The 21,110-nt window shown below is 42.6% G+C and carries 21 protein-coding genes and 1 other RNA gene; 13 read left to right on the forward strand and 9 right to left on the reverse strand.

The features are described from left to right. Positions 1 to 121 precede the first annotated feature (121 nt). Together L6773_RS16755 and L6773_RS16760 are read right to left on the reverse strand one after the other, a co-directional pair. Complete coding sequence (locus L6773_RS16755; RefSeq protein WP_237855609.1) at positions 122 to 1,303, reverse strand: family 16 glycosylhydrolase; 1,182 nt, start codon at positions 1,301 to 1,303, stop codon at positions 122 to 124. A gap of 87 nt (positions 1,304 to 1,390) precedes the next feature. Beyond that, complete coding sequence (locus tag L6773_RS16760) at positions 1,391 to 2,653, reverse strand: hypothetical protein (RefSeq protein ID WP_237855610.1); 1,263 nt, start codon at positions 2,651 to 2,653, stop codon at positions 1,391 to 1,393. A 187-nt stretch (positions 2,654 to 2,840) separates the two neighbouring features. Between L6773_RS16760 and L6773_RS16765 the strand changes: the two genes are divergently transcribed. From L6773_RS16765 to smpB, 4 genes are all read left to right on the forward strand, one after another. After that, entirely contained in the window at positions 2,841 to 4,064 is a 1,224-nt protein-coding gene (locus L6773_RS16765) for an arginine deiminase (protein ID WP_237855611.1), read from the forward strand. 36 nt (positions 4,065 to 4,100) lie between these two features. Beyond that, on the forward strand, positions 4,101 to 5,309 hold the full coding sequence (locus L6773_RS16770; protein WP_237855612.1) for a site-2 protease family protein: 1,209 nt from the start codon (positions 4,101 to 4,103) through the stop codon (positions 5,307 to 5,309). A gap of 151 nt (positions 5,310 to 5,460) precedes the next feature. Next, positions 5,461 to 5,895, forward strand: coding sequence for a hypothetical protein (locus L6773_RS16775; protein WP_237855614.1), 435 nt, complete (start codon positions 5,461 to 5,463; stop codon positions 5,893 to 5,895). Positions 5,896 to 5,971: 76 nt separating this feature from the next. Then, on the forward strand, positions 5,972 to 6,457 hold the full coding sequence (gene smpB, locus L6773_RS16780) for an SsrA-binding protein SmpB (RefSeq protein WP_237855615.1): 486 nt from the start codon (positions 5,972 to 5,974) through the stop codon (positions 6,455 to 6,457). A gap of 79 nt (positions 6,458 to 6,536) precedes the next feature. Here smpB and L6773_RS16785 read toward each other — a convergent pair whose 3' ends face one another. The 6 genes from L6773_RS16785 to L6773_RS16810 all read right to left on the reverse strand — a co-directional run bounded on the left by L6773_RS16785 (position 6,537) and on the right by L6773_RS16810 (position 13,283). After that, positions 6,537 to 7,043 carry a DUF4168 domain-containing protein gene (locus L6773_RS16785; protein WP_237855616.1) on the reverse strand — a complete coding sequence of 169 codons (507 nt, stop codon included), beginning with the start codon at positions 7,041 to 7,043 and terminating at the stop codon, positions 6,537 to 6,539. Positions 7,044 to 7,181: 138 nt separating this feature from the next. Then, positions 7,182 to 7,590, reverse strand: an RNA gene (gene rnpB, locus L6773_RS16790) — RNase P RNA component class A. A 149-nt stretch (positions 7,591 to 7,739) separates the two neighbouring features. After that, positions 7,740 to 8,474, reverse strand: a complete 735-nt coding sequence (locus tag L6773_RS16795; protein WP_237855617.1) for a zinc ribbon domain-containing protein — start codon at positions 8,472 to 8,474, stop codon at positions 7,740 to 7,742. Between the two features lie 19 nt (positions 8,475 to 8,493). Beyond that, a complete protein-coding gene (locus L6773_RS16800; protein ID WP_255727777.1) occupies positions 8,494 to 9,546 on the reverse strand; it encodes a Nif3-like dinuclear metal center hexameric protein in 1,053 nt (350 codons plus the stop codon). A 237-nt stretch (positions 9,547 to 9,783) separates the two neighbouring features. Beyond that, positions 9,784 to 12,138 carry a TonB-dependent receptor domain-containing protein gene (locus tag L6773_RS16805; protein ID WP_237855619.1) on the reverse strand — a complete coding sequence of 785 codons (2,355 nt, stop codon included), beginning with the start codon at positions 12,136 to 12,138 and terminating at the stop codon, positions 9,784 to 9,786. A 272-nt stretch (positions 12,139 to 12,410) separates the two neighbouring features. After that, the gene (locus L6773_RS16810; RefSeq protein WP_237855620.1) at positions 12,411 to 13,283 is read right to left on the reverse strand and encodes a LytR/AlgR family response regulator transcription factor; all 873 of its coding nucleotides are present in this window, start codon (positions 13,281 to 13,283) and stop codon (positions 12,411 to 12,413) included. Between the two features lie 240 nt (positions 13,284 to 13,523). Here L6773_RS16810 and L6773_RS16815 point away from each other — a divergent pair, with 240 nt between their 5' ends. From L6773_RS16815 to L6773_RS16855, 9 genes are all read left to right on the forward strand, one after another. Continuing rightward, positions 13,524 to 14,222, forward strand: coding sequence for a YggS family pyridoxal phosphate-dependent enzyme (locus L6773_RS16815; RefSeq protein ID WP_237855621.1), 699 nt, complete (start codon positions 13,524 to 13,526; stop codon positions 14,220 to 14,222). A gap of 162 nt (positions 14,223 to 14,384) precedes the next feature. Next, entirely contained in the window at positions 14,385 to 14,696 is a 312-nt protein-coding gene (locus tag L6773_RS16820) for a hypothetical protein (protein ID WP_237855622.1), read from the forward strand. Positions 14,697 to 14,702: 6 nt separating this feature from the next. Continuing rightward, the gene (locus tag L6773_RS16825; RefSeq protein ID WP_237855623.1) at positions 14,703 to 15,065 is read left to right on the forward strand and encodes a hypothetical protein; all 363 of its coding nucleotides are present in this window, start codon (positions 14,703 to 14,705) and stop codon (positions 15,063 to 15,065) included. 10 nt (positions 15,066 to 15,075) lie between these two features. Beyond that, complete coding sequence (locus L6773_RS16830) at positions 15,076 to 15,435, forward strand: hypothetical protein (RefSeq protein WP_237855625.1); 360 nt, start codon at positions 15,076 to 15,078, stop codon at positions 15,433 to 15,435. A gap of 12 nt (positions 15,436 to 15,447) precedes the next feature. Further along, the gene (locus L6773_RS16835) at positions 15,448 to 15,810 is read left to right on the forward strand and encodes a hypothetical protein (protein ID WP_237855626.1); all 363 of its coding nucleotides are present in this window, start codon (positions 15,448 to 15,450) and stop codon (positions 15,808 to 15,810) included. A gap of 97 nt (positions 15,811 to 15,907) precedes the next feature. Next, positions 15,908 to 16,513: a DivIVA domain-containing protein gene (locus tag L6773_RS16840; protein ID WP_237855627.1), complete on the forward strand. Its 606-nt coding sequence runs from the start codon at positions 15,908 to 15,910 to the stop codon at positions 16,511 to 16,513. A 21-nt stretch (positions 16,514 to 16,534) separates the two neighbouring features. Then, positions 16,535 to 17,371: a purine-nucleoside phosphorylase gene (locus L6773_RS16845; protein ID WP_237855628.1), complete on the forward strand. Its 837-nt coding sequence runs from the start codon at positions 16,535 to 16,537 to the stop codon at positions 17,369 to 17,371. Positions 17,372 to 17,502: 131 nt separating this feature from the next. Beyond that, a complete protein-coding gene (locus L6773_RS16850; RefSeq protein WP_237855629.1) occupies positions 17,503 to 18,282 on the forward strand; it encodes a hypothetical protein in 780 nt (259 codons plus the stop codon). Between the two features lie 200 nt (positions 18,283 to 18,482). Further along, the gene (locus tag L6773_RS16855; RefSeq protein ID WP_237855630.1) at positions 18,483 to 19,205 is read left to right on the forward strand and encodes an endonuclease/exonuclease/phosphatase family protein; all 723 of its coding nucleotides are present in this window, start codon (positions 18,483 to 18,485) and stop codon (positions 19,203 to 19,205) included. A 323-nt stretch (positions 19,206 to 19,528) separates the two neighbouring features. Here the strand turns inward: L6773_RS16855 and L6773_RS16860 are convergent, their stop codons facing one another. Beyond that, positions 19,529 to 21,022, reverse strand: coding sequence for a pyridoxal phosphate-dependent decarboxylase family protein (locus L6773_RS16860; RefSeq protein WP_237855632.1), 1,494 nt, complete (start codon positions 21,020 to 21,022; stop codon positions 19,529 to 19,531). Positions 21,023 to 21,110: the final 88 nt, after the last annotated feature.

Genomic DNA, 21,110 nt, shown 5'->3' on the forward strand with positions numbered 1-21,110 from the left:
CAGAGCAATTAGAGTCCCAGACTGGTTCAAGTTTGCAACTTGGACCATTTATGACCTGGACAATTCACACTCCAAAAAAATCCAAGCTTCAAAATATTGGTGATGAGCAAACAGAAGTACTCTACTCAAACACGCGAATGTAATCCACCACCATCTCTTGAGGGAATTCTGTGGTTTGATCCGGCGGGCCCGGCCAATTACCTCCCACAGCAACGTTCATGATAAAAAAGAAGGGGGCATTAAAAGGGTAGAAATTTACATCAGAAGTTGAAAAGGTTTTAAACCATTGGTTGTCCACATACCATCGTATTTCATCTTTTTCCCAAACCAATGTGTAGACATGAAACTGATCGGAATAAGTTCCTTCAGAAAGGCCCTTCATACTGCTTGAAGAATCATACCCGTCATCGTCATAATGAACGGTTCCATGAACAATACTTGGTTCATGCCCAACCAATTCCATGATATCTATTTCACCGCTCATAGGCCAGCCAACCTGGTCGATATTCGCCCCGAGCATCCAGATAGCCGGCCAGATTCCCTGACCTTTTGGAAGCTTGGCCCGAACGTCTATTCGGCCATATTGGATTTCCACTTTATTCTCCGTTTTAATTCGGGCCGATGTATAGTCGCCGCCCTCTTTCCTGGCAGTTATAGTGAGCATACCATTCTCCACACTTGAGTTCTCTTCACTATCGGTGTAATCTTCAAGTTCATTGTTTCCCCATCCGCAAATTCCCTGGTCGCAGCCATTACCCAGTTCATATGTCCATTCGCCGGTATTTAACTGATCGCCATTGAATTCATCACTCCATTTCAAACTCATGGATGGATATTCCTCCGGAGTATAAAATCCGTCTTCATCCGAGAGGATCTCTGCCATTTCATCATTATCGTTAATGGTAATCGTGAAGTTTGTCGGCTGACCGTTTGCAGTTAACCGAAGAGTGAATGATTCCGAGATTTCAAAATGCTCATCCCCGACTATCTCTACCGGCACCGAGGCTTCCAAATTATCAGGACTGAAGGTAAGCTCTCCACCCGTTGGGTTAAAATCATCGCCGATCGATGCCGTTCTCTCTTCAAATTCGAAGGGAACGGTAACATCTGATACCAGCGAACCCTCCAGGGTAACACGAATTTCTGCAATGGTATTTGAATCTCCCTCTGAAAAGGTTGCTGACTGAACTGTAAATCGATCAATTTCATTTTCTTTGTTGCTCTCTTCACCACAACCGGCGAAAATGAAGAATAGAAAAAACAGGAATAGGTATGGGTACTCTTTAGTGTTGAAGGGGCTCATAGCGCTCTGATCCGTCTAAATAATTCTTGTTTCAAATATCTGTTATATAATTTAACAAAATATGAACGATTGAATTGTATGCAAGTCTTAAAAAAGCTGAACACCGGCTGTAAATCCAACCCAAAAGTCGAAATTTTTATCCCACCTGTTTCCATCAAAAATGGAATACCAACTGTAATCTCGTTGATCCTCTTCATCTTGAACGAGAAGATTCAAGGTTGGGCCTGCATAAATACCAAAACCATTTGAAATTTCTTTACCCAGCAAATATCGAAAGCTATAAAGATTTGTTTCCCAAATGTCCTCCTCCTCTTCTTGAATACTCTGGATAGATATATCCTTCATTCTGAAATAACCGTCGAATCGGTCGTTATTCCAGGCCTCTTCAAGAGGTGTATGCGCACCGATAGTCCAGCCAAAACTCCAGAGTTCTTCAGTGTTCAGGGCAGAATTATACCCCAAAGAGATCATATTGTAGATATCCATTGTACCCAGTTTTAAGCCAACGTTTGTATACCCGCCATCACTCACCCAGAAATCAAAATTTTTACGCCCGTTTCCATAGAGGCTGATCAATCCCACCGGAACCCCTTCAAATTCATCCGCGATATTTACCAGTCCGACTTGAACGCCCCGGGCTTCATCAGCAATATTGGCAATTCCGGCCAGCTGAACTCCCTGCATGGTTTTGCCAACATTCAGGATACCTGCCATTGAAATTCCCTGTGTCTCCTCAGCCACGTTCAAAATACCCGACATCATGATTCCCTGGTTAAATCCTCCGTTGAAATTACCTATCCCTGCCATCATTATTCCCAGTACTTCTTCACTCGCGGCATTAAATATTCCGGCTGCTTGTATTCCCTGGATATCTTCCCCTGCAAGGTTTCCAATTCCTGCAAACTGAAGGCCCTGCATACCCCCTCCACTGATATTCAGAATTCCAGAAAATTGAAGCCCCTGCATAAATTCGCCAGACATATTTCCTATCCCTGCAAAATGCAATCCCTGCATCTCATCTCCCGCAAAGTTTACAAGGCTCGCCAGGCCTAAACCCATCATATGGCCACCGGTACCGTTCACAACACCGAGTTGTAAGCCTTCAGCATAATATCTGTTGATGTTCAAAATGCCGATTTCATATCCATCCAGGGCTCCGTGGTATCCGGCCAGTATATTCAGTGAATATTTTGCTGAATAGTTTGGAGCTTCAACGCCGTTTGTACTTAAACCGGGAAGCAGAGTCACACGAAAGGTTCTATATTTTAAGTCCGGATGCTGTTGAGCACTTGAAATTTGAATACCCGTAAATAAGGTTAGCAATAGCAGAATTGACAGGGTTTTTTTCATCACGTTGACTAGTCTAGTTGAGTTTATCGTCAACAAATCTATACGAATATTTGCTATTTTTGTTTTAGAAAAGAAAGCGTAAAACGAATTTCTCGGAAGCATTTCCCTGTAGATAAGCGGCCGATTCTTCTTAAAAAAGCTGCATGAAAAAACGTATCTTCATGCACAAATAAGAAGAATTATTTATATGAATATTAACATCTCATCAGAAATTGGAGTTTTAAAAGGGGTGATCGTTCACTCACCCGGGCGAGAGGTCTCTTTAGTGAATCCAAATATAAAAGAGGATCTGCTTTTTGATGATATTATTTTTGAAAATGATGCCCGCTTCGAGCATATCGATATGCTGAAAATATTCAGCGCTGCCATGCCGGATGATGGAGAAATTTTCGAAATCATGGATATGGCAGAAGAGGTTTTTCAATCCGAGGATGTCCGGGCTGAATTTATTGAAGTGATGATTAAAGAGCTTCCCTTCGAAAATATTCACATCATAGAAAAAGAACTGATCCGGCTTGAACCGAAAAAACTTGTTCGATTTGTAGCAGAAGGAACATTGGAGGACCAAATATTCAATCTCCACCCGGCTCCCAACCTGCTTTTTACGAGAGATCTGGCAGCCGTGGCCGGTGATAGTGTAATTTTATCTCGCGCCGCGAAAGAAGCTCGTGCAAGGGAATTTTTATTGATGAGAACCATTGTACATTATCATCCTCTTTTTGATTCTGTAAAGAAGAAAGCCATTACCGTTGGCGGACATCAAACCATCGAGGGCGGGGATGTGCTTGTTGTATCGGATGACATTGTATTGATCGGTATGAGTGAACGAACCTCTTTCAGCGGATTGATGGGCGTAGCCGAACAGCTTTTGAATCACGGAGTTGAGCATGTTGTGGCGGTTGACATTCCTAAACAGCGATCCTCCATGCACCTCGATACCATCTTCACCTTTGCGGATGAAAACGAATGCGTGGCATTTCCTCCCTCTATCGAAGAGAAAGAGAATAATGTAGTGGATCTTTTTAAAAATGGGGAGGGCGTTCAGTGCCGGCAATGCAAATCACTAAAACAAACCCTTGAGGAATTAACCGGGAAAGAATTTACGTTCATCAAATGCGGTGGAGAAAACAGAATCGATCAGTTCAGAGAACAGTGGACGGATGGAGCTAACCTCTTCGCCCTGGCTCCGGGGGTTGTTGTGGGATATGGCCGCAACACCAAAACATTTGAAGCGTTAGTGAGCCATGGTTACAAACATATGAATCAGTACGAGTTTATCGAAGAATTTGAAAATAAAGATCTTGATCCTCAAAAGGACCGAAAAATTGCAATCAGCTTTGAAGGCCACGAACTTTGCCGTGGCCGGGGCGGAGCACGCTGTATGACAATGCCCGTCTCAAGAATTGGATAACACAGCTTAATTGAAAACGACTTAACCTGAAGTAATTTGGCATTTCCAGAAGTAGAAACGCAGACGCAGGATTTCCCCAATATCGAAGAGCAACCCAAGAATCAGCCCGGTGCATGGACCATTATCAAACATTTGGCGTTGTTCATTGTCACATTTGCATCGGTAACATTCGTTGGAATGTTTTTTTGGGTCGGGCAGACAGCCGGAGTTGAATCATACTGGGAAATGTTGCCCGAGGGTTTAATTTTCGCATCGCTTCTGCTTGCATTCCTGGCCACCCATGAATTCGGGCATTATTTCGCCGCCGTTTATCATAACGTAAAAGTTACACTGCCTTACTTTATTCCTATTCCACTTGGCATTGGAACCATGGGAGCGGTTATAAAAATTGAAGAACGTATTCAGGATACCAGAAAGTTGTTCGATATTGGCATTGCAGGTCCCATTGCAGGATTTGTAGTCTCTTTAATCGTACTTCTATATGGATTCTCCACGCTACCGGATCCGTCATTTATTGAAAATTTTGCCGGTCACGAGGAAGTAATCAGTCATGTGCAGGAGACCGGGCAATACCCCGAAACGGCTCCCGAAATTGAGGATGCACCGGAAGGCTCAACCATAATGCTTGGCAATACGCTTTTGTATTCCATCTTGGCAAGTTTCTTTGAAAATGTACCACCCATGTACGAGATGTATCATTATCCATTCCTGTTTGCGGGATGGCTTGGGCTCTTCTTTACGGCGTTGAACCTCACTCCCATCGGTCAGCTGGATGGAGGCCATATTTTATATTCGCTGATTGGATACAAAAATCACCAGACTGTAGCCCGAGTCTGCTTTGGATTTATTGCGACTCTGGGCGGTATTGAGGCGATCCCATTTCTCTTTTTGAATATTGATGGATGGCTGCCCGGATACGGATTCTTATCCGTGATGCTTTGGGCAATGGTATTGCTATTTCTATTCAGAAAAGGATTTCACAGTGATCATACCTGGATGGCCCCGGTTTGGGCGGCATCACTGATTTCTGCCGTGGCGTACCTTTATGTTACATCTGGGTTTACTCAATCAGGTTCGCTGATTTGGGTTTTCTGGAGTTTCTTTCTTGTTTATTTTGTGAAGATAGAGCACCCGCCTGTTATCTTTGAGCGGCCACTGTCACTATGGAGAAAACGGCTCGGCTGGATCAGTATGGCAGTATTTATTCTCTGTATAAGCCCAACACCCATTTATTTTGCGAATTGATTTCTAAAAAAAATCTCCCCTTGAGGGCCCCGAAGCGTCGGGACAGATTTATCTGGTGAGGGGTATCATCCCCCGAGCTCCCACGACATTCGTCGTGCTCACATTCCCCCTTCCAAGGGGGATTTTCCTAAACTACATTAACAATTATTAAATGCGACTTCTATCAATTACTTCTCTTTTAACTCTATTTTTAATTATCTCATGCGGTGAGTCCCAACCGGACGTGGTTGATGAAAACGCACCGCTTCCGGAACAGATCGATCAACTGATCCAGGCCAATGAATATAAAACAGCTCTTTCCATGCTTGAAGAGGAAGATCAAACTGATCCAATTATTCAGCAGCTGTTTGAAAAAACGCACCTGAATTATGGGCTTTACAGTATGAACACATTTGACCAAACTGAGATGAGAACACGCATGAACCGGGCTCTCACTCAATTCACGGAGGTTTTACGTATCAACCCGGAAAACCAGGTTGCACGGACAAACATCAATCAAATTTTGTCGATCTATAAAACTATTCCCGAACGCGATCCTGAGCCTGAAGTTTTGGATGGATTGGAAAAAGTTGGGATTGAGTACTGAGCGTCTCTGTCTTGAGTTCATCAAAAATCTGCTTACCTTCAAAATAAGCTGAAATTATTCATTAGTCATTCAGGCTTTGGCAAAAAAAGATCAACAATCACATACTCCTCCTACTATTAAAAACCGCAAAGCGCGGCATGATTTCCACATCGATGAAACGTACGAGGCAGGGATTGCTCTCAAGGGCACTGAAGTAAAATCGATTCGAGATGGAAAAGCCAGCCTCAATGAAGCGTTTGCCTATTTGCGAAATGGTGAAGTGTGGCTGAAAAACATGTATATCAAGCCCTATAAGTTTGGTTCGTATGCCAATCATGATGAGAGAAGGGACCGAAAGCTATTGCTAAAACGAAGGGAGATTCGTGAAATTGACAAGCATATCAACCAGAAAGGTTACACGCTGGTACCTCTTAAACTCTATTTTAAAGGTGGATATGCCAAAGTGCTGATGGGATTAGCCCGTGGTAAAAAGCAGTATGATAAGAGAGAAGATATTAAAGAAAAAGATATACGTCGTGAACTGGATCGTAAGATTAAAGGGAACTACAGTGTGAATTTGTAACAAATAAAAAAGGCCTGATTCGGCTGAATCAAGCCTTTGTTATTGAAATTCGTATTCAATTCAATTATTGCTGACTGCCTTACTGTTGATTCAGCCCCAATTCTTCTTGCACTCGCGACATCAGTTCCTGGTCTTGTTGAGCACCCATAATAATCTGTTGATATCTCTGCATAGTTAAACCATTTTCCTGAACCGTTTCGCTCATCTGCTGACGTGCTTCCGTTTGAATCTGCATCAGTGTTGGTTGAAGAGCCTGGATTTTTGATTTCTCCTCATCTGTAATATTCACTTGCTGGGCCATTTGTGGGTTTTGCATGGCCATCATCATCTGCTGAAACCGCTGAAAACTTAAATCTTCCTCTTCAACAGCAGTTCTCACTTTCTCCTGTGTTTCCATCTGAATAGGCTCAAGTGCTTCAGCCGCGTCTCCAAGCTTTGTGAGTTCTTCATCGCTGACATCAGAAGAGGTCGGTAAATTCTGTTGCTGTGGTGGCATCTGTGGTTGCTGCTGGGCCTGTGCAAATAAAGAACCGGCAGCCAAGAATGAACATAAAAGTGTAAGTACTAATTTTTTTGAAATATGCATTATATAGAATTGATTCGTATTGATTTAGCAGTTTGCTAACTTCTGTGATATGATTTTATTATGATCTGTTTTAACGGTTCATCACTTTCGATGTTCCGACTATAAAAAAGGCTATTCCAAATAAAGAAATAGCCAAAATTTTATAGGTTTTCGATAAGCCGAATTCTGTATCCCGACCGCTGTCGGGATGGCAACCATTTATCTTGTCTTAATGTTGCCATTAAGATCTGTTGCGTTCTACCCGGTTGTATAGCGACGAGTGGCGCACAACCTGCGCGAACTTGCACCCTGTAAGGTTTGCCCTGCCCCCGAACGTCACCGTTGGGGCGGTGAGCTCTTACCTCACCGTTTCACCTTTACCCTCCGAATCCCGAAAGCGTTCGGTAGAAGAAGGTTTTACCCATCCATCCGAAAGGAAGTCTGTTTTCTGTGGCACTGGCTATCCCGTTTTTATCCGGAATCTTCCCGTTAGGAAGTACAGTACTCGTAGGTGTTCGGACTTTCCTTCCACCCGAGATTTCGGGAAGACGATTGCCTGAAAACCTAAGCTAAGATAATGATTCTAAGTTGATTTAAATAACGGTTGGAGCAGCTATTTAATTTCACAGCTTTGCAAATTGGCTCGCTGAGCCGATTTCGGCTATTGCAGCTTATTCACTACAAGACGGAGATCCGCCTTAAGTCAACTATACTTATTTAAATCTCAAGCTGCTTTTTGGCCTCTTCAAAAAAGGAGGGGTCAATGACAATACGGCCGCTGTTCTCGTCGATAATTACTTTGTTTTTGCGACGAACTTCAACCTGGGTTTGTGGTGGAAGCGCCATTCCCAATGCAGCACCTTTTTCCATTGCTACAACGGCAATTCCATTTGTCAGGCCGTTTCGAAGACGATTGTAGCTACGGACATATCGGTTGTCCAGTTCCTCTTCAAGTTCTTCCCGTTTTTCAAGAAGTTTTTCCTCTTCAGATTTTGTGCTTTCGATCACCTTATCGAGATTCTTTTTCTTCTCGTCATGAAGTTTTTTCGTCTCTTCCAGCTTCTCATTCTTTTCGGCTAACTCTTCGTCAAGCTCTTCCTGGCGTTTTTCAATCTCTTCAATCCTTGAAGTTGAATTTTCCACAAACTGTTTTTGAGCCTCAATCTCTTTAGTCAGGGCATCATATTCTCGGTTATTTCGAACCGAAAGCTGCTGCTCTTCATATTTCTCGGTTTTTTCAAGAGCCGATTCAATTTCAAGCTCCAGTTTTTTCTTTTCACCCGTTAGATCATCTTTTTCTTCTTCGAGCTGACCAATTTTAGCCTCATACCGGTTGATATTCGTTTCAATATCAAGAACTTCTTCTGGTAAATCTCCCCGAAGCTGACGGATCTCATCAATCCTGCTGTCGATATATTGAAGATTTGCGAGTTGTTGGAGTACCTCTTGCATGGTATTGATTTAGGAAATTTTAGATGTTTTTATTTTTAAATTCGGTGACGTAAATCTCCATCGGGTTTGTAACGTTTTCTGTGGCATCTACTTGCAGATGTTCAAACGCTTCAGACAATTCTTTACGGATGGCTTCAACAACCGGAAATTCACTTTCATAATGCCCGGCGTCTACCAGTAAAAAGTTAGATCGTTCAATAAAATAATCATGGTATTTGATATCAGCGGTTACAAATGCATCCGCTCCCGATTTAATTGCTTTATCCTTCAGAAAAACACCTGCACCACCACACACGGCAACTTTTTTAATCCGATCAGCACGACCGGAGTATCGCAAAGAGGGTATGTCCAGAGCACGACACACGAGATGTAAAAACTCTTCCATCGCTATACCTTCATCAGGATAGTAGCCAAGTACCCCCATGCCAAAATTGTTTGTGGGTGTAGACATCTCCATCTCCTGGAAACTCCCTTTCTTCAGCAATCCCTCTTTTTCGAGTGCATTTCGAAGCTGCGAGACATAGTGTTGATCAATAATTGCCTCAAAATTTTTCTGCCCGTTTTTTCTGCCATCTACTTCATAAAAATGTGCTTCCTCGGCAGAATAGTAGTTCAAAAGCTTTAATACAGCCTCTGTGTCCTCATAATCGGTAGTGAGGGAAATTTTTCGGCTGATGTTGTATGCTTTATCAAGAAACTGCAGATTGTCCAGGCCCAAATTATTTGCCAGCACAAATGAAACGCCATCTAATGCGGCATCCAAATTGGTGTGAGCAGACAGGAGAGAGATATTATTTCGAATCATTTTATAGATGATCCGTCCTTGCTCATCAGTAGGATTGATGCTGGAAATTTTTTTGAAAATAAGTGGGTGGTGGGAAACAATGAGCTCACACTTTTTACGAAGCGCTTCATTTACGACCTCTTCAGTAACATCGAGACAAACAAGTATTCTGGAAACAGATGCCTTGGGATCGCCAAGTAAAAGACCAACATTATCATAACTCATTTTTATGCCCGGGGGAGCCCACTGGTGCATAAAGTTTGTTATATGACTTACCTGGGTGTTCAAGTTTGTTCTCCTCCCATCAAAAATTGATATGATCGTTCAGCCTTCCGGGATTCGAACCGTGCGGTTGTCCTATGTCTGGATTGTCGCTGGTGTGTCATTGTTTTTTTCACAGACCATAAAAATACGAATGATTTGCTTCCATTGAAAACTGTTTTTCCCAAATTTTTAAATTCTTAAAAATGAAAACCCGGCCTGGTATTTTTCCGGGCCGGGTTTCGAAGGGGAACATAAAATAACTCAGAATCCTTTTCTGGGAGCTCTGGGTGCTATGGAGTCGTCACGACCGGCCCGGCTCTTACCCGCACCCCTGGAAAATTGATAGTTGATTCTGAACCAGAAAGGTACGGCGGACGTGTTGATGATTCCTTCCGAACGGCTTTGAAAATCCGTCGCATTGATTTTGTGGCCTTCATAAGTAAAGCTTCGTGAAAACGGCAAGCCGGTAACGATGCCTGCCTTCAAGCCATTGCTGAATGATTTCTCAACGGAAATGAAGTAGAGTGCATCGCTGAATACTGACCGCTGTATTTCGGCCTGCGGGCTTGAATATTGAAACTGTGCAGAAGCGGTAAATCCATTCCCAAAACCGGTATACGCTGTAAGTCCGGTCTCATAAGCCAAAGCACGATTTGCGCTGACCCTATTTGTAGCAACAAGCTCGCTGGACGATGTATGAACTTCAAATAATCGAAAGAAGGGCTGAAAACCAACCCTGCTGCCAAGATTAACTGATCCGGACAAACGGACACCTTTTTGTTCAACGTTACCCAGATTGTGCCAGTTTAATTCGTAAACACCGCTTGGTCTGAACTCAGCCAAAGGGTGGATCGCATCGGTTTGATGTGAATAAAATAAACCCGCCGACAGAAAACTGTTTCCGAATAAAAGGGAATATTCCAGGTTCAAATCGTTTCGAAACGATGGGTTCAGCCCGGGATTGCCGCTTCTTAAGCTGTAAGGGTCGTCGATGTTTTGAGAAGGATTCAATTGATAAAGATGCGGATACTGTACTGATCGCCGGTATGAGAACCGAACACTTTGAGAGGTTTCCGGGATTCTATACCGAATCGAAGCATTGGGGAATAAGGCCACATGATGATTTTGATCAGACGATTGCAGCCCGTAGGATGAAGATTCAACCCGCATTCCGCTCTGAAGATCAATCTGTGAGGAATTATACGTGAATGATCCATATCCGGCAACGTTTTCATCCCGGTATTCAAAATCGCTGATGATTTCATCAGTCATGCTCATGATTCTGGCCTGCAGGCCGCCTTCAAGCACCAGCCTGTCAGTCAATGGCTGCCTGTAATCCGCTCTGACGCGGTGAATATGCTGGCTTGGCTTCATCAGGTTCTGAATAATATCACCGTTTTGATGACTAATGTATGTAACTGAATTTGTGGCGTTCAATGTTTGGCGGGCTGCATCAAACGATAGCTTTCTGCCGTTCTCTCCACCGGGCTGATAGTTATAAAACACGGAATAAAATTCGCCGCGGTTCGAATCATCGTCAATCTTATCGGATGACCAGAAGCCGGATTGCCCTCCGCGCATTATCGTTTCTGCGGTACCACTGTTTTCCTGAGAGTAGGGATTGAACCATCCGTAGAAACCTAGTTCATGACTGCTGTTTATGGCGTAATCCAGCCCGTAATGAAATTTGTGTGACCAGTACTGCTGCCTTACATTTTGTACGCTACTCCACTCTGTTTCAAAAGCTGATCTTTCCGATTTTTCCATCACATCGAAGTAACTGAATTCACCATTGTAGGATGTATTTAGGTCCAGTCTGCCTCTGCTGTAATTCACACTATATGCGGGAAAGAGATACTTTTCTGAATGAGTTGTTGGTATATCAACATTCAGATGTCCGCTGAGTGAATATTCCGGCTGTTTGTTTAGAACAATGTTGAGGGCTCCTGTTACAGAGGCATCGAAACTGGCAGGCGGCATATTTAAAATATCCACCCTGTGGATTTGTGAAGAGTGAAGCTGGCTCAAAAAACTTCTGTCCCGTTCCTTACCATCTACGAAAATGATGATATCCCGGCTGCCTTCCAGAGAAATGTTTTGCATGATATCAACATCTATACCGGGTATGAATTTCAGCAGATCCGTGCCCGATGATGAGGCGCTCACCAGGTTTTCATTTACATAGTAAGACGTTCTGTCTGCAGAGGGTCTTGCCGTAACTTCACCCATTACCGTTATCGATTCGTGCATAATAAGCGCAAAAGAGAGTGGAATCTCACCTAAATCAATCGTGCCTTCGGCTCGTGCATCAATCTGCTTGTGGTACGACTCATAACCAACGACACTGATCCGGAGGGTATAGTTTCCGGAATCAGAAAATCTCAAACTGAAAATTCCGTCAATGTCGCTCACAGTACCTGCGATCATGTTGGTTTCGGTTGAATCCAGAAGTGCGACGTGTGCGAATGGCAGAGGTACATTTTCTTCGCTGTCTGTTACAACTCCGGTAATTAACATATCATGCTGTGCATGAAGAAAAGGTGCATGGATAGTCAAAAAGAGTAAAAAAAAGAATGCTGCCGAAAGAGTCTGTTTGATTTTATTTTCTGCTTTCATGGTCGTGCTCCGTCACTTATGTTTTTGTGTTGTTTACTGCTTCTGATGAAAGGTCGGAGAGAACGAAAACGGGAACAACAGAGAGGGACAGAGAGCAAGCATTTGCCGTGAATAGCAATCAGAGAGCGGATGATTTGGGATGAACGGCAGGTTTTTGTGATAATCGGTTACAGTGTAACCATCACAATTGCCACGGAAATGCAAAAATCACGGAGTTTCAATGCTTTTTGGTGGTAAGGCATCATAAACCAATGGAATCATTTTTTCATGATTTACCTGAATTGCTTAAAAAGATCTCGAAATTTTCCGGTATGTCTTCTGGAGACAGGAATTTCTCCGGGAATCTTTGGGATTTTGAGGCGAAAACCGAGAGCATTCCCGTTAGCCTCTTCAACTTTTTTCAGGTTTACGATAAATGCCCGGTGCGTTTTCAGCAGAAAAGGAATATCAGACAGCTGATCTTCCAGACTGCTGATAGAACAGCGAATCACTTCTTCCCGGATTTCGCTTTCCCTGTGCAGGTAAAAATTCACATAATTTCCATCCGACTCGGCATACAGAAACTCTGAAGGGTAGAAACTCATCTCTTCTTTTTTGAGCGGAGTATTGATGGTAATAAGTTCTTCACCGACACCATTTTCAGCTGCAATTTCCTGATCTTTTCGGGGGTGTGTCAGTTTCGTTTGAAAAAGCTGATTGATATTGATAACCGTGAACAGATAAAGTGGTATTCCGGCAATCAAGAGTGTACCGATATATGAATCGGCCAGGGTTTCCAGGTTCCATCGGTCTGCAGGCTTTTCAATCAGAAATGCCATAAAATAAACTGCCGTACCCATCGCAAAAATTACGATAAAAATAGAGATTAGTTCTTTTACGAAGTTCCACTCTTCCGGCTTAGAAAAAAAACGGGACATCTTCATCAAATAAATAACCAAAAAAGCAGCTAGTCCCACCCCTGCACAGTACGCGGCCATCGTCATTTCATAGCTTAAAAAAAATCCGGGATGTGTTTGGGCCGGCCGGTAAATCATCACAAATACAAAATTGAACAGAGCGATAACTACCGCCCCTGCAAGCGGTTTTTTCAGAAGAAAATTCTGAGGAAAGGGTTTAGTGAAACGGGTTTGCAGTTTTTTTAACATAACGGCTGGATTTATAATCTAAAAAAACATCAACAGCTATATAATTACTTAAATTACTGAAATCATCAGATCTATCTAATTGCCTGCCGTTATTTGGTTCAAAATGAACCGGAATGCATTGATTTTTATCGGGAATGCTTATCAGCATCAAATATATTCGAATGATTCCTTTCGAAATTTAAGTTAGTTTATAAATATCATAACAGATACCCCAAATGAAACAGATTTAGTTGATATCGCATGAGTTCAGAGATAAAAGAACGGTATAAAAATACTTTAACCCGGATTGATGCTGCGTGCAAAAATGCCGGCCGTGATCCCTCCGAAATTACCCTGGTTGCTGTTAGCAAAACCAAACCGGACGAAGATGTTCTTGCACTGGTAAAAGAGGGGCAGCTGCATTTTGGAGAAAATCGTGCCAAGGCACTTGAAACACGAATGCAAAATATTGAGGACGAATCTGTTCAGTGGCACTTTATTGGCAATCTCCAAACCAATAAAATCAAATATATGGCCCACAGAGTGAATTGGATTCAATCGGTTCACAAAAAGAAAGCGCTTAAAGAGATCGAGAAACGAGCCTCGCGTGAAGGACGTACTATTAACGCTTTAATACAGGTAAACATTAGTGATGAAGATCAGAAAAGCGGGTGCGATCCCAAGGATTTGGAAAAAATTCTGAAGTATGGGCAGGACCTTAAACATACACGTGTTCGAGGATTGATGGGAATGGCTACATTTACGGACGACCACGATATCGTTCGCCCGGAATTTAAGCTACTCAAACAACTTTCGGATGAACATCAGCATTTAAATGATGGAGCTGTAAACTTAGAACACATTTCCATGGGAATGACCAACGACTTTGAGGTAGCTATTGAAGAGGGCTCTACAATGGTTAGAATTGGTACTGCCATTTTTGGCGAGCGCAACTATTGATAGATCTAAACGTTATAAATGCTGCTCTAACTTGCTATTTACACAATTGATGGGTTACATATAATTGTGGGATTATTGTTAATTTGTTAATTATGGAAAAAAGCGGAGCAGGAACGGGTTTATACTTTTCCGAAATTAGACTTCCAATTTGATCCAAAAATTATGTCCGGAACTTTCATTGCGCTGATTATCCTTGCCGCTATTATTGGCGGATACCTGATTGATTACCAAAAAAATAAACTGAAGTGGCAATCAACCAATACTAAGCAAGATGAAGAGGTAGGTGATCTGCGAAAATTAGTTCAGCAATTAAAAAAGAGAATTGAGAACCTGGAAGCTATTGCAGCAGAAAACCCGGATGAATTTAAAGGAAAAGAGCCGAACCCCCGGGATTTTATTGAGATCGATGAAGAGGAAGCCATCAAAAAAGAAAACCAACAAAAAGTAGCTGAACAAGTTAAAACAAAAGGGTAAAGAAGGATGGAGTTTATACAATTTTTAGAGCCGTGGATGATCCCTATTATTATTATGATTTGCGTAACGCTTATCGTAGCCATCTCCGTTATCGGAAGCATTATTACCACATCGATGAAAAAAAAGCAAGGTCAACCATTGGCTGAAAATAAAGAGTTCATAAATGCTCTGCGTGAATTCAAAGAAGATATAGATATGCGTGTACGCAATCTTGAAGAAATTGCATCTGCAGAAAAACCCTCTATACAAAAACTAAAAGAAAGAGAGCCCAAAAAACAGAGCACAATTTCCTTAGAGTTGGATGATTATAATTCACCCGAAAAGGAATTGAATCAACCGTCCAAGCTGAAAAATATGTTAAACAAATAAGATATTATATATGAGTCCTGATGAGGTTGTAGGTATTGCGATTTTTTTTGGAAGTATTGTCTCCATTGTGTTCATCATTATGGTTGGAAGCATTATTAAAACCTGGATGAAAAGAGGATCTGCTGATAAACTATCTGAGAACCAGGAGTTCCTGGAGGCGCTCCGCGAATTTAAAGAAAATATGGAACGGAGAATGTCGAATTTGGAGGAGATTGTTTTGGATGAGAAATCACCATCAGCTTCAAAAGAGTCGGGTAAGAAAAAGAAACAACCCCAGCGAGCAATCGAACTTGAATTGGAAGAGGATTCCCAAAATGAGACAAATTCTAAAGAAGAGAATTCAAAACTTCGTAATATGTTAAAACAGTAAATTGCTTTTATTATGAATGAAGATATCTTTATTGTAGCCATTGTATTCGGGAGTATCGTATCTATCGTTTTTTTAGGCATTATTGGCAGTATCATTAAAGCATGGGTCAAGAAAGGTTCCTCAAAAAATCTATCAGAAAATAAGGAGTTCCTGTTCGCTCTGCGGGAATTCAAAGAGAAAACTGATCAACGATTATCGAACCTGGAGGCTATTGTTACGGATGATAAACCTTCCTCATCAACGAAAAAGAAGACTGATACAAAAGAACTGCCTGAAAAAAACCAAAAAAGCGCCATCGAGATAGAAATTGAAAATGACGACAAGAAAGAGAGCCAAAAAGAAAGCGGAAAGTTGCGCAATATGTTAAATCAATAACTGTTAATTTTGGGGACAGTTTGTATTTAAAGATTTACTCTATTTTATTAATCCATAAATACTTCGTCTTTTTAAATCTTCACAGAATATTCCCCACATGAAATTAACAGCACTCGAGATCAAACAGCAGCAGTTTGAAAAATCTCTCCGCGGATACGACACAGCCGAAGTTCAATCTTACCTGAATCTTATTGCCAGCGAATGGGAGCACATGGTAGGGAAAATTCGCGAGCTTGAAAACCAGGTCGACAAAATGAACAATAAGCTGCAGCACTACGAACGGGTGGAGGAAGCACTGCATGAAACGCTTCAAACCGCAAAGAGCTCGGCCGAGGAAAAATTAAGCGGAGCTAAAAAAGAGGCGAACATCATACGCGAGAAGGCTGAAATGGAAGCAGAGTCCATTGTTAAGGAGGCAAACCAGCAGCGCAGAGAAATTCGCCAAAGCATGATGCAGCTTATTGACAAGCGTGAAGAGATGATTCGCAGCATGAAATCTTATCTTGAAAATTCACAGGAATCACTCGAACAATTTAATAGAGACGATCGGTCTCTTTTCACACTTCCTGAACAACCCGAACCCAAAGCCGCTCCCGAGACTCAACCAAAAAAATCTGAAGAAGAGGTCAGTCAACCATCGAAAGAGCACGGCACTATTCCCGGGGCTGATAAAATTGACGATATTATAGACGAACTTGATTAAACGAATTACCGACTTAAAAAAATGGCATTAGACTCTATAGAACTCTTTAGGGAAAAACGCGACGAAGCTTTAGAATTTATTCAATCACAAACCAATTTGCGTCCCAACTATATGTTAATTTTGGGAACAGGCCTGGGACAGCTTGCCGATGAGATGGATATCGTTGACCAGGTATCATACGACCAAATTCCGCATTTTCCCGTATCAACCGTGGAAAGCCATGCCGGGAAATTGCTGTTCGGTACGTTGGGAGGCAAAGAAGTTGTAGCGATGCAGGGGCGATTCCATTTCTATGAGGGATACACCATGCAGCAAATTGTGTTCCCAATTCGTGTACTGAAAGAAAACGGAGCCGATACTTTATTTGTAAGTAACGCCTGTGGCGGAATGAATCCTCAGTATAGAAGTGGAGAGATTATGTTGATTTCCGACCACATTAATCTGCTGGGAGACAATCCCCTCATTGGGCCAAATGATGATGAACTTGGTCCGCGATTCCCCGATATGAGTGATCCATATACCGAGCGATTACGGGAAATTGCAAAAAATGTAGCCCTGGAGGAATCGATTCCAATGCACCAGGGTGTTTACGTTGCTGTGAGCGGCCCGATGCTTGAAACCAAAGCTGAATATCGTTTTTTGCGATTGATTGGTGCGGATGTAGTCGGTATGAGTACAATTCCTGAAGTCATCTCTGCTGTACACATGGGGATGGATGTTTTGGGCATCTCTGCCATTACGGACGAATGTTTCCCGGATGCACTTGAACCCGTTAATATTGAAGATATTTTAGAAGCGGCCAGTATGGCTGAACCTAAAATGACAAAAGTGATTATTCGTGTTTTAGAAAAATTGTAAAAACGGGTACGGGTAAATACTTAAATTGCATCCTAAACTGTTATTCTATTTGTAAAGATTGTATTTTCCAGTTGGAATTCAACAATTCTTTTTCTTTTATACTTTAACCTTTAATCATATAGCGTCACTGCATGAGCACAGACGGTTTTGATGACGGTTCCGTTTGGAACGAATTCCAATGGGAGTCTCACCTGAATGAAATAGAACGACGCAGCGAACAGTTGCGGCGATTCATCACCTCTGACCCTAAAGGAAAAACCCCCCGGTGGATTACACTCCTCCAGGAAAGCCTGGACGAGCTGGATGCTGTAGAAGCATTTATAGAAGAGGAACTCCTCCTTGATGAAGCCTATTTCCCGGAAGATGAAGATGAGTGGGAAGATGACGAAGATGAGTTTGATGACGACGACTTTTTCTTTAAGGATTCGACCTTTCCATTTTACAATGATGAGGAGGAGGATGAAGAGGATCTCGACTACGGAGAGGATTGGAAAGAACTAAGTGATGATTTTACCCTCTCCGATTATGGATCTATCGAAAATCTTGAGATCTACCAGGATGCAAGAACATATGCCGTTGATGTTCTGAAATGGGCTGAAATGATTCCCCGGCAGATGCAAAACAAACATGTACATGAATACATCACAAATGTGCTGAAGATAACAGCCAAACTTGCAGGTGGTTATTCGTTTGGATTCGAACAGGACGTATTGGGTGGCAATATCGCCTACACGAAAAAAGCTCTTTACAGTGCCAATGCTGCATTGAGCCATATGCACTATATCAAAAAGCAACCCTTCATTAACTCCAGGGAATATTCCATCTTTCACGAGCGCCTCTTTGAGCTGCGAAATGATATTGGAATTTACGTCCAGGAGCTTCGAGATCGTTTTCAGTTAGGCTTTGAGTAACTAAGAGAACTTCTTCTTAGATATTTTTTTGCTCATCTTATGATCTTTCTATTCATATTATAAAGGTTGCCATTATATCTCACTGATTTAGATTCATGAATCTATCACATCCCTTTGTTTCCACTTTCAAAGTAGTCCTCGGCCTAATACTAACATTGACTCTGTACCAAAACTGTTCAGCGCAGACGGAGTTCAAACTGATGACCTACAATATTTATCACGGGGAGAATCCTTCCAAACCGGGCACCAGTAATCTTGAAGATATCGCTGATTTGATTCAAAAGATTCAGCCAGACTTTGTAGCCCTCCAGGAAGTGGACAGCCTGACCGGAAGATCTGCTTCGCTAAATGATGGAGTCCCTCAAAATTTGGTACGGGAATTGGCCGATATGACCGGCATGTATGGATACTTTGGAAAAGCGATCGACTTTGACGGCGGCGGTTATGGTGAAGGAATTCTCTCTCGCGAGCCTGTTCAGGTTCGAAACGTGATGTTGCCCATTCCAAGAGGCGGAGAAGATCGCGCGATGTTAATTGCCGAATCAAAGCTGCCGAATGGCAATAGATTTCTATTTGCCGGCACACATCTTTGTCATCAATTTGATGAAAACAGGGTAGCCCAGGTTGAAAAAATTAATGAAGTTTTTAGTGATACAGGTCAACCATCTGTTCTTGTGGGTGATCTGAATTTTGTACCCGGTTCGGTGCCCTATCAAACACTCGAAAATGATTGGGTTGATATTGCAAAAAGGACCGGATCTGCCGAACCAACCATCTCCTACGAAAATCCCACCCGCCGGATCGATTACATGTTCGCCCTGCGAAAGTCAATCACACAGGTTGAAATTATAGATATCGAGGTACTGAATGTTGGCTACTCCGATCATATGCCGATTGTAGCAACTATTCGAATTCTGCAGTAACGCGTTTACCGGTAATATCTCTATCCCCCGTCACTCTTGGAGGTCCTGCGGACTCTCAAGGAGGCTCAAATCAAACAACCTTCAATAGTACGAAACGGAGCGAAGTTCCTTTCCCAAAGTTAGCCTTCCGGGAAGAGTTGTGAGAGGGCACCTCGGTTATTCACGTTATTGAGTAGTTAAGGGCTCTTATCCCCGCCACTTGAAGGGTCATCACTGGTAAACGCGTAACAGTAGTTTTTGAGCTTCTCCATATACTCAGAATCACCACCCTGAAAAATCTGAATTTACAGCAGATAGATTTCAACTGTTAAACGTGAAGAGACTCAGGCAGAGCCATCATTCGGTTTGATCACTTTTATTTTTTCCTGAATCGTACTCAACAACTCATCCACCTCACGTTGGTGAGTTCGCACGGAGAGTATCGCTACACGAAAAAAGAATCTTCCATCTACTTCCGTCGTTGAGAGAAAGAACCGCCCCTCTTTGAGTAAGGATTTATGAAGCTCCCTGTTTAATACATTCGATTCCCCGCTTTCCGGATTCCATCGAAACATAAAGATGCTCAATTGCGGCTCAGGACCAACTTCAATATCATCCACCGTCTTCATCTTTTCCCAAAGATACCGGGCTAACAACTGCTTTTCCTCCAGTGCATCCCGAAACCGTTTCACTCCGTGAAGCTTTAAAGGAAGCCACATCCTAAGCCCCCGAAAATGTTTACTCAATTCCGGTGATATCTCAGCAGGAGAATAGATTCCCGACTTTACATCTGCATCTTTCATATAGTTGGCACTAAACCGATGAGCTTCGGCCAGTTTCTTCACATCTTTCACAATCAACGCGCCGGTACCATAAGGCAGGAAAAGGCCTTTATGGGGATCCATCACAACCGAGTCTGATTTTTCGATGCCCTTTAACTTTTCCTTTCCGTCATCTGTCAGTATAAAAAAACCACCATACGCTGCATCCACGTGGTACCATAGACCGTTTTCTCTTGCAATGCCGCCAATCTTATCTAAAGGATCAATTGCACCGGTATCGGTTGATCCGGCAGACGCCACAACCACCCACGGTATCAAACCATCATTTCGGTCTTGTTCAATGCTTCTTACAAGTTCCGACGGAATCATCCGAAACCTATCATCCATCGGAATGTACCTGCGCTTAGATTCTTTCATACCCGCGATATTCAACGCCCGGTCCACACAGTGGTGCGTTTGTTGGGTGAGATAAATCACAGCTTTTGAATAGTCCGCTGCTTTTAATTCAGCGCTGTCTCTTGCTGTGACTAAAGCGGTGAGATTGGCATGACTCCCACCGGATGACAAATACCCGCCTGAACCCTCTCCGTAACCCACCAAATCACTCATCCAGTTGATGAGCCTCGTTTCAACCACTACAGCCCCCGGTGATGAAGCATAAACTCCCGCATACCGATTCGTAACAGCAGCTAAAAAATCACCTATTGCCGAAGATGCCAGTCCTCCACCCGGAATATAACCGAAATGCCGGCCCGATACGGTATTGAGTCCCGGCCGAACCACCCCATTTTCGAGCTCCCGGAGAATCACTTCCACCTCACCGGCTTCCTCGTCGATCGGCTCATTTAACAGGTTTTTAACAGATTCGTTAAACTCCCGGTAGGCTTTTTCTTCGGGCTGAGATTCATAAAAACGGTTGGCATACTCAATAGCTGCTTGTTGCAGGTGAGATCTTTCCGTAAGATTTGAGTTCAACTTTGAAGAACTTTGTTCGAGTTCTCTTAGTTTGTCTTGAATCATTTTTTCTAAGTAGACAAGATTAACACTATAATTCATATTACAGTTTTAAAAACAACCTTTCAGCGTCTCCAGGACCTGACAACGATTATTTCGTGAAGAAAGCGACAGGATGCCAAAACCTTTT

Origin of the sequence: Rhodohalobacter sulfatireducens (assembly GCF_022012475.1) — a bacterium.
GTDB classification, from domain to species: Bacteria; Bacteroidota; Rhodothermia; order Balneolales; family Balneolaceae; genus Rhodohalobacter; species Rhodohalobacter sulfatireducens.